Annotated in this window: 11 protein-coding genes; 4 read left to right on the forward strand and 7 right to left on the reverse strand. The window is 60.3% G+C overall.

What is annotated here, in order from left to right; all coding sequences use genetic code 11:
- Positions 1–117 precede the first annotated feature (117 nt).
- The 5 genes from AB4O45_RS04575 to AB4O45_RS04595 form a co-directional block, all read right to left on the reverse strand.
- Positions 118–342 (reverse strand): MbtH family protein, encoded by a 225-nt coding sequence (locus AB4O45_RS04575; RefSeq protein WP_016770808.1) that lies wholly within the window; start codon positions 340–342, stop codon positions 118–120.
- Positions 343–424: 82 nt separating this feature from the next.
- On the reverse strand, positions 425–1837 hold the full coding sequence (locus tag AB4O45_RS04580) for a diaminobutyrate--2-oxoglutarate transaminase (protein ID WP_460161123.1): 1413 nt from the start codon (positions 1835–1837) through the stop codon (positions 425–427).
- A 142-nt stretch (positions 1838–1979) separates the two neighbouring features.
- The gene (locus tag AB4O45_RS04585) at positions 1980–2465 is read right to left on the reverse strand and encodes a GNAT family N-acetyltransferase (protein ID WP_460161124.1); all 486 of its coding nucleotides are present in this window, start codon (positions 2463–2465) and stop codon (positions 1980–1982) included.
- 216 nt (positions 2466–2681) lie between these two features.
- A complete protein-coding gene (locus AB4O45_RS04590; protein WP_123443499.1) occupies positions 2682–4004 on the reverse strand; it encodes an ATP-binding protein in 1323 nt (440 codons plus the stop codon).
- Positions 4004–4684: a response regulator gene (locus tag AB4O45_RS04595; RefSeq protein WP_016770812.1), complete on the reverse strand. Its 681-nt coding sequence runs from the start codon at positions 4682–4684 to the stop codon at positions 4004–4006. The genes AB4O45_RS04590 and AB4O45_RS04595 overlap by 1 nt, the downstream gene beginning before the upstream one ends.
- A gap of 253 nt (positions 4685–4937) precedes the next feature.
- Here AB4O45_RS04595 and AB4O45_RS04600 point away from each other — a divergent pair, with 253 nt between their 5' ends.
- From AB4O45_RS04600 to dsbG, 4 genes are all read left to right on the forward strand, one after another.
- Positions 4938–5630 (forward strand): hypothetical protein, encoded by a 693-nt coding sequence (locus AB4O45_RS04600; RefSeq protein ID WP_056788565.1) that lies wholly within the window; start codon positions 4938–4940, stop codon positions 5628–5630.
- 97 nt (positions 5631–5727) lie between these two features.
- Complete coding sequence (gene dsbD, locus AB4O45_RS04605; RefSeq protein ID WP_460161125.1) at positions 5728–7461, forward strand: protein-disulfide reductase DsbD; 1734 nt, start codon at positions 5728–5730, stop codon at positions 7459–7461.
- Positions 7461–8342 (forward strand): prolipoprotein diacylglyceryl transferase family protein, encoded by an 882-nt coding sequence (locus AB4O45_RS04610; protein WP_375122468.1) that lies wholly within the window; start codon positions 7461–7463, stop codon positions 8340–8342. The genes dsbD and AB4O45_RS04610 overlap by 1 nt, the downstream gene beginning before the upstream one ends.
- The gene (dsbG, locus tag AB4O45_RS04615; protein WP_110601469.1) at positions 8318–9088 is read left to right on the forward strand and encodes a thiol:disulfide interchange protein DsbG; all 771 of its coding nucleotides are present in this window, start codon (positions 8318–8320) and stop codon (positions 9086–9088) included. Before AB4O45_RS04610 ends, dsbG begins: the two co-directional genes overlap by 25 nt.
- 30 nt (positions 9089–9118) lie before the next feature.
- Here dsbG and AB4O45_RS04620 read toward each other — a convergent pair whose 3' ends face one another.
- A complete protein-coding gene (locus AB4O45_RS04620) occupies positions 9119–10147 on the reverse strand; it encodes a ParB/Srx family N-terminal domain-containing protein (protein WP_460161126.1) in 1029 nt (342 codons plus the stop codon).
- 153 nt (positions 10148–10300) lie between these two features.
- Positions 10301–11113, reverse strand: a complete 813-nt coding sequence (locus AB4O45_RS04625; protein ID WP_056788552.1) for an alpha/beta fold hydrolase — start codon at positions 11111–11113, stop codon at positions 10301–10303.
- Positions 11114–11267: the final 154 nt, after the last annotated feature.

An 11267-nucleotide genomic window follows, 5' to 3' on the forward strand; every position in this document is an offset into this window, starting at 1 on the left:
GATCCCCTGTGGGAGCGAGCCTGCTCGCGAAGAGGCCCGCACCCACAACGTCACTCTCCAGACATGAAAAAACCCGCTGACCCTCACTGGTCCAGCGGTTTTTTTATGCCCGGTCGCTTATTGCGCCGCGACTTGCGCATCCATCTTCTGGCGCAGGCTCAATGGGCGCATGTCGGTCCAGACTTCTTCGATATAGGCCAGGCATTCCTTTTTCAGGCCGCTCTTGCCCACGGTGCGCCAGCCTTGCGGCACAGCTTTGTAATCGGGCCAGATCGAGTATTGCTCTTCGTGGTTGACCACGACCTGAAAGAGGATGTCCTCGCGGTCGAATACTGACGTCATGCTGGTTCTCCATCGCTGTAAGGTCGGCTGCACAAAGAATGCAGCCGGGTATGTAGAAAGAACGTTCGCCGCGCGGAAAAATTTACAGCGCGGTGGTGGCAGCGGCCAATGCGCGACCGAAGATCTCGGCCACCCGATCGATTTCCGCTGCGCTGATCACCAGCGGCGGCAGGAAGCGCACGACCGCGCCATGGCGGCCGCCCAGTTCCAGAATCAGGCCACGCTTGAGGCATTCACGCTGGACCAGCGGCGCCAGACGCGCGAATGCCGGCGGATGACCGAGCGCATCGGGCGCGCCGTTCGGGTCGACCAGTTCAACGCCGAGCATCAGGCCGCGACCACGAATATCGCCCAGCTGCGGGAAGTCGCGTTGCAGGATGTGCAGATGCTCGCTGAGTCGATCACCCATGGCGGCGGCGTGCTCGCAAACCTTGTGCTCCACCAGATAGCGCATCACCGCTGAACCGGCGGCCATGGCCATCTGATTGCCACGGAACGTGCCGGCGTGGGCGCCCGGTTGCCAGGTGTCGAGCCAGTCGCGGTACACCACCACCGCCAAGGGCAGGCTGCCACCGATGGCTTTGGACAACACCACCACATCCGGAACGATGCCCGCATGTTCAAAGGCAAACATCTTGCCGGTGCGGGCGAACCCGCTCTGGATCTCATCAACGATCAGCGCCACCCCGGCCCTTTCGGTAATTCGGCGCAAGCCACGCAACCACTCGATATCGGCCGGAATCACGCCGCCCTCGCCCTGCACCGCTTCGACGATCACCGCCGCCGGCAATTGCACCCCGGCCTCGGGATCGTTGAGCAGGTTTTCCAGGTAGCTCAGATTGGCGTTGACGCCCGCCGCGCCGCCGAGGCCGAACGGGCAACGGTAATCGTAGGGGAACGGCATGAACTGCACGCCATTGCTGAGCAAGGCACCCAGTGGTTTTTTCGGCCCCAGGCTGCCCATCAGGCTCAACGCACCTTGGCTCATGCCGTGATAACCGCCGGAAAATGACAGCACGGTACTGCGGCCAGTGGCCGTGCGCACCAGTTTCAGCGCTGCTTCCACGGCGTCGGTGCCGGTCGGGCCGCAGAACTGGATTTTCGCCTGCGCCGCCAACTCCGCCGGCAGCAGTCCGAACAGGTTCTGGACGAATTGATCCTTGACCGGCGTAGTCAGGTCGAGGGTGTGCAGCGGCAACTCATCGGCCAGCACCTGCTGGATCGCCTCAATCACTACCGGGTGGTTGTGCCCCAGCGCCAGCGTGCCGGCCCCAGCCAGGCAGTCGATGAATGTACGCCCTTCGACATCCTCGACATACAGGCCCTTGGCACGCTTGAGCGCCAGCGGAATACGCCGAGGATAGCTGCGCGCGTTGGACTCCTGACGACTCTGGCGCGCCAGTAACGGGGATTCGTTGAATTCGTATAACGTTTCTGCCGGCGCCGAGGCGACCCGGGCCGACGACGCTTCGATAAGACTGGTGGCGACTGACATCTCTCGACCCCTCAATTCGCTATGGATAGTGACCAGAACAGCACACCGACAGGTGCGCGTTCCGGTCGCGGGGCGCACTTGCAGGTTTTCCTGTTCTGGAAACGCTTCAGCGCGGTACGGATTTACACCCTTGATCGAGTTGTCAGGCCGGTGAGGACAAAGGTTTGTGCAGCGGCACGGTCTGCACGCCGGTGGAGAGGCCGGGTGGCGCTGCCTGTTGGTAACCCAGGTGCCGATAGAACGCCTCGGCGGTGCGGGTGCTGTTGAGGTGCACATGCTGCACACCACGAATGCGCAACCAACCCTCGAGATTGTGCATCAGCGCCCGGCCGACGCCGCGACGAAAGGATTCAGGCTGGACGTAACACAGCAGGATTTCGCCACTGACCCGGGCCATGCCGACACCGACCGGTTTGTCTTCGAACGAAGCGATACAGAGATAGAAGTGTGGGTCGGCGAGCCGGCTACCGATGAAATCGGCGGAGGAGCGGTTGAGCCAGTCGCTGACGAGAAGTGGATGGTTGCGGTGATCGAGAGCACATCCGATACGGATCGAGCGCTCGACAATACGGTTGATGATGCCGGTGTCGGCCAGAGTGGCCGAACGAACGCAGACGGGTGCTTCCATGGCGCAGTTCCCTCAATCCTTTGAGTCAAAGCTGGGTTGACCTTAGCCCCAACCCTGACGGATAGCGAACGCCGAGAAGTTACATTTGATGTGGAAGAACGTGATCATTTGTGGGAGCGAGCCTGCTCGCGAAAGCGTCAGGCCAGTCAACGTCGATGTTGAATGACTTACCGCATTCGCGAGCAGGCTCGCTCCCACAGGGGATCTGAGGTGAGATCAGAGGGCTTGCAACGGCATGGTCAGTTCGACCCGCAAGCCATCCGGGCGGCTGTCGAAATGCAGCGCACAATCACAGCGCTGAACAATCGCCTGGACAATCGCCAGCCCCAAGCCGCAACCGGTGCTCTGCCCGTTGCGCCAGAAGCGCTGGGTCAGATGCTGCAAATCATCCGGCGCAATGCCCGGACCATGGTCACGCACGACAAAACGCACGCGATTGCCGATGTTTTCCAGATGGACCTCGACCGCGCAATCTTCAGGCGTATGGCGCAAGGCGTTGTCGAGCAGGTTGCGCAGTGCAGCAATCGCCAGCACCGCAGGCATTTGCAGCGGCGCGGCGGACAGGTCGTCCGGCACGTGCAGTTTGATCCGCAGCCGCTCGCCGCCGGTGGCGTCCTGGATCGCCAGTCTGGCCACTTGCTCGGCGCTGCATTGCGAGCCGTCATCAAACGACAGACTGCCTTCGACCCGCGCCAGTAACAGCAATTGCTCAAGGGTGCGATGCAAGCGATCGGCGCCCTCCTCGGCGCGCGCGAGCGACTGATCGCGGGCGCTGCCGTCGGTCATGCGCGCCACTTGCAGGTGGGTCTTGATCGCCGTCAGCGGACTGCGCAGTTCATGCGCGGCGTCGCCGGTCAGACGACGTTCACGTTCGATGGTCTTGCCGATGCGTTGAAACAACTGATTCTGAGTTTCCAGCAACGGCTTCAATTCGCTGGGAAACGCCTGCAACTGCAATGGTTCAAGAGAGTCGGCATTGCGCCGCATCAGCGCCTCGCGCAGACGATTGAGCGGCGCCAGGCCCTGACCGATGCCCAGCCACAGCAGGCACAGGCAACCCAGCAAGGCCACACCGACCGGCACCGAAGCAGCGAGCAGAATCGACATGTTCAAGGCTTCGCGCTCGATCTGCCGATCCGCCGTAGTGATGCGCACATCGCCGCGGGCCAGGGTGAAACTGCGCCACGGGGCGCCGTCGATCATCTGATCGTGGAAGCCCATTTTCTCGGCTTCCAGCGCTTGCTCGGGGTTGTTATGGCTTCGCGCGAGAATCTCGCCGCGCAATGAGCTGACCTGACAAGCCATGCCACCGGGAATATTCAGCTGTTCTGCGCTGAAATGGGTGCCCTCGCCCTTGCTCGGCAGCGTCGGCAATTGCTCGAGCAAGCCGGCGACCATGCGCGCCGAGGCCACCAGACGCTGGTCGAGGGAAAACATCATCTGATTGCGCAGGTCGCTGAGCATCCACGCCGCCGCCAGCGCCCAGATCAACGCGAAGGCGGCGCCGAGCGTCAGGCTCAGGCGCAGGCGCAGACTCATCACTTGCCTTGCTCTCCGCCATCGGCGGGGCCGAGGCGATAGCCCAGACCACGCACGGTTTCGACGATGCCTTTGCCAAGCTTGCTGCGCAGATGATGGATATGCACGTTCAGCGCGTTGCTTTCCAGTTCGTCGTTGAAGCCGTAGACGCTGTCCTTCAGTTGCTCGGTGGACAGCACCCGGCCGCGATTGTGCAGCAGCGCCTGCAACAGCGACTGCTCACGGCGCGAGAGGTCCACCGGTTGCCCGGCCAGACGGGTTTCGCGGCTGCTCGGGTCGTAGGTCAGCGCGCCGTGCTCAATCAGATTGACACTGCGCCCGGCCACGCGGCGCAGCAGGGTTTGGAGGCGAGCGAACAGTTCGCGCAGGTCGAAAGGCTTGAGCAGATAGTCGTCGGCGCCGGCCTGCAGACCATCGACACGATCGGTCACCGAGTCACGGGCAGTGAGGATGAGAACCGGGATTTCCAGGCCGCTCTGCCGCAACTGTTGCAGCAACTTGAGGCCATCTTCGTCCGGCAGGCCGAGATCGAGCACCATCACATCGAATTCGGCGACCTTGAGCATCGCCCGCGCCTTGGACGCGGTGTTGACGTGCTCGACGGTCAGACCCTGAGCCTTGAGTCCGGCGACGATGCCGCTGGCGATCAGCTCATCGTCTTCGCAAACCAGTACGTGCATAGGGGCTCCGGAAATAAAAAAGGCGAGTAAAGCATGCAAGGATTAAGGGGCAATTATGGCGGCACACGTCGACTTCGCAAAGCTGCACAAGAATGCAGTCAGATTGTCGCAGCCCAGCAACCGACGCGAGCACGCCTAGCAAACTTTATTACCCCGCTATCCATTCAGAAACAATTCCAGCCTTTATCGCCAACGCAACTTCATCTAGTTTCAACTGGCAACTTCAACCCCAAACTTAAATGGACTTTTAAACATGACCAACTTGAATAACTTTGTTGCCATAGACTGGCGCTCCGGCCCTGATCGAATTTATTTTTTCTTCAAGGACACCGATACCTATACGCGATTTGATATTGGCGATAATAGTGTCCCGTCCAATTATCCAGCCGCCACGGCAGGCAACTGGGACAACTTCGCCCCGTATACCAAAGATCTGCGCTTTGGCTTGACTACCACTTCCTTCGGCTGGAACGCCGAAAGTGACGAGGATATTGCCTGGCTTTTCTTTTATGACGGAACAACTCCGATGGTCTGCAAATACGATCAGGACAGCGATAAAGTTGCCGGCTTCTACAAGGTAGCCGACTCGGTGTGGAAGCCGATTCTTCCATATTTTGACAAGATCATCGCTGGCACCTGGTTTCAACTGACCGGCTACCCTTTCCTGTTTCGATTCATCCTCGATGACGGCCACTACTTGTCTTTCGACTACAAGGCCAAGACCGTCAAGTACAACCGTTTCGGCGAATATCAGCTGGGCGCGCTGAAACCTTACAAGGACCGGATAATCACAGCGGCGCAGAATGACCGGACATTTGCAGACAGTTACTGGTATATCTTCCTGACCAATAATCAGTACCTCACTTACAACATTCAGTCCGATCGACTCGTTGCCGGCCCCAGAACCATTGATGACGGCAATTGGCCCGGCCTGCTGCGTGGTTGATTGGTCAATCCCGGCGAGCCTAGTAGGATAGGGTTAATTATCGGTTAATCGCCGCCGCCCATCCTGCACCCCACTTGCACAGGGACAAGGCTCCTCCATGCGTCATTTTTTTCTTCTGTTTGCTCTACTGGTTTCCGGTCTGGCTCAGGCCGGAAACAATCCTTTCGATACGAAACCGGACTTCTTGCCGGTCGACCAGGCGTTCGTGTTGACTTCCGAGCGTCTGGATTCAGGCGAAACCCAGCTGTTCTGGCAGATCACTGACGGCTACTACCTGTATCAGAAACGCCTGAAATTCGACGGACTGGCCGCCGATCAGCAGCCGGTGTTGCCTGAAGGCGAATCCCACAGCGATGAGTTCTTCGGCGAGCAGCCGGTCTATCGCCAAGGGCTTGAAGTGAAAATCCCGGCGGCGGCCAGCGGTCAGATCAAAGTCAGTTATCAGGGCTGCGCCGATGCCGGTCTGTGTTATCCACCGCAAACCAGGGTGATCGATCTGGGTGGCAAAGCCGCAGCAGTAACGGGCGCTGAAGCCCCGGATCAGGCTTTGGCCAGCAGTCTGCAACAACGAGCGCTGGGCTGGAGTCTGCTGGTGTTCTTCGGACTCGGCCTGCTGTTGGCGTTTACCCCGTGTTCGCTGCCGATGCTGCCGATTCTCGCCGGGATGATCGTCGGCAGTGGCGCCACACCACGGCGCGGGTTTGCCTTGGCCAGCAGCTACGTGATCTGCATGGCACTGGTGTATGCGGCGATGGGCGTGATTGCTGCGCTGCTCGGTGCGAACCTGCAGGCGTGGTTGCAGAATCCTTGGTTACTCGGAGCATTTGCCGCCATTTTCGTGGTGCTGGCATTGCCGATGTTCGGCTTCTTCGAGCTGCAACTGCCGGTGGCCCTGCGTGATCGCCTGGAACATGCGTCGCGCAGCCGCAGCGGCGGCAGCCTGATCGGCGCCGGCGTGCTGGGCGCATTGTCCGGTCTGTTGGTCGGGCCGTGCATGACCGCGCCACTGGCCGGCGCGCTGCTGTACATCGCGCAGAGCGGTAACGCGTTGCACGGCGGTCTGATTCTGTTTGCACTGGGCATCGGCATTGGTGTGCCGCTGTTGCTGCTGGTCACCGTGGGCAACCGATTCCTGCCCAAGCCCGGCGCGTGGATGAATCTGCTCAAGGGCATATTCGGCTTCCTCTTTCTTGCCACTGCATTGTTGATGCTGCGCCCGGTGCTGGATCCGTCGTTGTGGCTGGGCCTGGGTGGCGCTCTGCTGTTGATCGCCGCTTACAGCGCTTGGAAACAATCCGAAGGTTTTGGCCGCGTCGCACAGATGTTTGGCGCGCTGTCCCTGTTGCTCGGTTTGTGGGGCAGCTTGTTGGTGATCGGTGCGGCGGGTGGCAGCGATGATCCGTATCAGCCATTGCAGGTCTACAGCGCCGGCCCTGTCGCCAGCGCAGCGCCGACGGGCCACGATGCCTTCAGCACAATCAAGGAACCGGCCGTCCTGCAACGCGAACTCGATGCGGCCAAGGCTCAAGGCCAGTGGGTACTGCTCGATTACTACGCCGACTGGTGCGTGTCGTGCAAGGTCATGGAGAAGAAGGTGTTCGGTGAAGCCAAGGTCATGCAGGCCCTGAGCGATGTGCGCCTGCTGCGCCTGGATGTGACCGCCGATAACGCCGCCAGCCGCGAGCTGCTCAGTCGCTACAAAGTGCCGGGGCCGCCGACGTTCATCTGGATCGGCGCCGACGGTGAAGAACGCCGCAGCCAGCGCATCACCGGCGAGGTCGATGCCGAGACCTTCCTGCAACGCTGGTCCGCCACCCGAGATGCCAACTGATGCTGACGTTCACCCTCGGCACCTTCGCCATCGCGCTCAACCACCTGCTGCTGATCAGTGCTCTGGCGCTGGCGACATTTGTCGGCTGGCGAGTGGCCAAGCGCGGCGGCGAGAACCCCGAGTCGGCGCTGTTCAGCCTGTTCTTGCTGGGCATGCTTGCGGCGCGCATTGCGTTTGTCGCGCTGTACTGGTCGCACTATCGCAATGACCCGTGGCAGATCATCGATCTGCGCGACGGCGGTTTCCTCGCTTGGCCCGGAGTGCTCGTGCTGCTGCTGGCGGCGTTGTATCGCGGCTGGCGCCGGCCTGCTTTGCGCCGTCCGCTGGGCTTCGGCGTGGTCAGTGGCGTGGCGTTCTGGCTGCTTGCCACCCTGTCGCTGAATATCTACGAACAGGGCTCCCGGCTGCCGGATATTGCCCTGCGCAACGCCGCCGGGGAAAAGATCAAGCTCAGCGACTATCAGGGCGGCCCGCTGGTGATCAACCTGTGGGCGACCTGGTGCCCGCCGTGCCGGCGAGAAATGCCAGTACTGGAGAATGCCCAGCAACAGCGCCCTGATCTGACGTTCTTGTTCGTCAATCAGGCCGAAAGCATGCAAAGCGTGGCGACGTTCCTGGAAACCCAGGGCCTGAGCCTGAACAACGTGCTGTTCGACCGCGGCGGCCGTCTCGGTCAGGCCGTGGGTTCCATGGCGTTACCGACTACGCTGTTCTATAGCCCGGACGGTCGCTTGCTGACCAGTCACCTCGGCGAACTGTCGAACGCCAGCCTCGCCCGCGCCCTGGAAACCTTCGACACTTCACCTTCAAGCCCGAATCAGGCCGTTGCCCCGGCCAACTCTGCAAGGAAACTGCCATGCCCCGCCTCCGCCACCTGCTGACGCTGACCCTGGGCACTGCCCTACTGCACTTGCCGTCGGTGCAGGCCGCTGAAGAACTACCCGCAGCGATCAAAAAAATCGAAGCCAAGGGCGCGAAAATCGTCGGCCAGTTCGACGCCCCTGATGGCCTGCGCGGGTACGCCGCGCAATACCAGAATCGCGGCATGGCGCTGTACCTGACCCCGGACGGCAAACACGTCGTGGTGGGCAATCTATACGACGCCGACGGCAAGGACCTGAGTAGCGAGCCGCTGCAGAAACTGGTCTACGCACCGATGTCCAAGGAAGTCTGGGCCAAGTTCGAGGCGAGCAACTGGATTCAGGACGGCAACAAGGATGCACCGCGCACGGTGTACCTGTTCAGCGATCCGAACTGCCCGTACTGCAACATGTTCTGGGAACAGGCGCGACCATGGGTCAAGGCCGGCAAAGTGCAGCTGCGCCACATCATGGTCGGCATCATTCGCGAAGACAGCCCGGGCAAATCAGCCGCGCTGCTGGCGGCGAAAGACCCGGCCAAAGCCCTGCAAGATCATGAGAGCGCCGGTAAGGGCAGCGCCCTCAAGGCGTTGAAAGACATTCCGGTCGCCGTGCAGAGCAAACTCGCGGCGAACATGCAGTTGATGGAAGACCTCGAACTGCAAGCCACCCCGGCGATTTTCTATATGGACGACAAAGGCGAGTTGCAACAACAGCAAGGCGCGCCATCGCCGGACAAGCTGGTGAAGATTCTCGGGCCGAAATAGTCTTCACAACCACTGACCGGTGCGGGTCTATCAGTACTCACACCGCTCGATAATGTCCTGCAAGTGCTCGGTGTTTCCCTGTTCCGTGAGAAAGCTTGTCACCTCAGCGCACCACGCTTGGTCTGAAGGAATACCGGCCCAAGCGTGCGTCCCTGCCCAATGCCAGGGACGGTCGTCAAACGTATTGATCAGCGCCTGATTGAATGTGTGAACGTTGAACTTGGGATGTCTCGCGTTCTGCAACATCAACGAACCGAACACGCGCTGTTGCGTTGCTTCGCATGGTTTGACTTGCTGGGCTTTGGTCGAGCTCAGGACAATGAAATCAGGTTTGACACCTTCATCGAGCGCGGCCTGCAGTCTGTAATGTCCATCGATGATCACGTAAGAACACAGTCCGCCCACATACCAGAGCAGGATCGGCGGCAAGCTGCCCTCCCTGGCTTTTTTGCGCCACCATTTGAGGCGACCTGCAAAAGGGTCCACCGTGTGCAGACCGATCAAGTGTCCCAAATCCCAATCAAGCCAATGCACGGTGTGCGGTTGCACGTTGTCGAGAATGCCCTCGCCGCGCGCGTACCAGTTGGGCAGATGGCTGGACGCCTCGGCCGGGGTGGAAAAATACCAGCCATCCGGACCGGCAACGGGTTTGTATCGGCTAACTGCTGGCAATAAAGGGCGCGCCACCCAGTGGCCGGGATAGAGAAAGTCCGCCTGATTGTTCATCAACTGGTTTAAGAAATAGCGACACCAGCGCGGGAAGCGCTCTTGGACGGGTAATTCAAAGTGCTCCTGAACGTCAGCCGAAACGATGGGGGGCACGGATGGCGATTCCAGTTGAACGGGCCGCGGATTGCGAACCAGCCAAGCACCGTAATATGAGGTGGCAATGGTCGCCCAGAAGAGTGGGCTTTCATTGAGCATCAACTTCATCCGCCCGTTGTTACCACTTTGCAGATGAAGCGGCGGTTTGCTTGATTTCGGTCGGTTGACCTCAATACTCAACCCAACCCACTTGTCCTCAAGATCCCTGAGGTCACGCCACCAGAACTGTTGCACGTCATTCCCTTATCAAATGCTTTTATAGATGAGTTTCACACTCGTGATTGCATGGTGACCTGAGAGGCCCCTTCGCGAGCAGGCTCGCTCCCACAATGGAATGCGATTAACTGTGGGAGCGAGCCTGCTCGCGAATGAAGCTCACTCGGTGTGTCAGTTGCGCTCGCGGAGAAACGCCAGCAGCGCCTCAGTGACAAACCCGGGATTCTCCAGATTGGAGATATGCCCCGCCTCCGGCACCAGCACACACGGGCAATCAATCAACTCAGCCATTTCCCGGGCTTCCGAGGGTGGCCGTGGTTTGTCCTGATCACCGCACAGCACCAGCGTCGTCGCCGGGTTCAGCTCGCCCAAGCGTGGCAACAGGTCGTTGCGGCCAAACGTGATGCGCCCCATCGGCACGATGCTTTCGCGCAGACGCTCGGGCGAATAGCCCTTCAATTTCGCGCGAAAGTCCTGATACAGCGCCGACTGCGGGTCGATGCCCGGGCGGAAGAAGATTGGCACAACGATGTCGAGCAATTGTTCGGAGATGGTGCCGCTGTCTTCGATCTGCTTGAACAACGAGAAGTAATACTGCCGGGTCGGTTCCGGCTCGACACCGACGTAGGTGTCCATCAGCACCAGACCGTTGAGACGTTGCGGTGCGGACAGTGCCAGGCGCGTGCCCCACATGCCGCCGACCGACAGCCCGACGAGGGTGACGCGGTCGATGTCCAGATGATCGAGCAAGGCCTGCGACTGTCGGGCAATGTCGTCCAGCGATGTGGTGCCTTCGGGTAACTTGCCGGACTCGCCATGCCCCCACAAATCCAGGGCAATGACGCGATAATGCGGGGTCAGCGCGGCGATCTGCGGCGCCCACATCGCTTGATCCCAGAGATAACTGCCAGCCAGCAACACGGCCGGGCCGGTGCCTTGATCAATGTAGTGCAGTGCTTGTCCGTCAACCGTGAAAAAGGGCATCGACCACCTCCGCGAGAAAAAACAGAACCGGCAGACTGAGCTGCCGGTTAATGATCGTCAAGGATGGAAATGTACAGTCATGTACTGGTGATTTGTGTTGAATTCACCGGCGCCATCGCTGGCAAGCCAGCTCCCACAGGGTTCAACGTCGTTC

The sequence above is a fragment of the Pseudomonas sp. S2_B10 genome (genome assembly GCF_054668425.1).

Coding starts and splice junctions, on each gene's coding strand:
- AB4O45_RS04575 (WP_016770808.1), bottom strand. CDS start 342: ATGACGTCAGTATTCGACCGCGAGGACATCCTCTTTCAGGTCGTGGTC.
- AB4O45_RS04580 (WP_460161123.1), bottom strand. CDS start 1,837: ATGTCAGTCGCCACCAGTCTTATCGAAGCGTCGTCGGCCCGGGTCGCC.
- AB4O45_RS04585 (WP_460161124.1), bottom strand. CDS start 2,465: ATGGAAGCACCCGTCTGCGTTCGTTCGGCCACTCTGGCCGACACCGGC.
- AB4O45_RS04590 (WP_123443499.1), bottom strand. CDS start 4,004: ATGAGTCTGCGCCTGCGCCTGAGCCTGACGCTCGGCGCCGCCTTCGCG.
- AB4O45_RS04595 (WP_016770812.1), bottom strand. CDS start 4,684: ATGCACGTACTGGTTTGCGAAGACGATGAGCTGATCGCCAGCGGCATC.
- AB4O45_RS04600 (WP_056788565.1), top strand. CDS start 4,938: ATGACCAACTTGAATAACTTTGTTGCCATAGACTGGCGCTCCGGCCCT.
- dsbD (WP_460161125.1), top strand. CDS start 5,728: ATGCGTCATTTTTTTCTTCTGTTTGCTCTACTGGTTTCCGGTCTGGCT.
- AB4O45_RS04610 (WP_375122468.1), top strand. CDS start 7,461: ATGCTGACGTTCACCCTCGGCACCTTCGCCATCGCGCTCAACCACCTG.
- dsbG (WP_110601469.1), top strand. CDS start 8,318: ATGCCCCGCCTCCGCCACCTGCTGACGCTGACCCTGGGCACTGCCCTA.
- AB4O45_RS04625 (WP_056788552.1), bottom strand. CDS start 11,113: ATGCCCTTTTTCACGGTTGACGGACAAGCACTGCACTACATTGATCAA.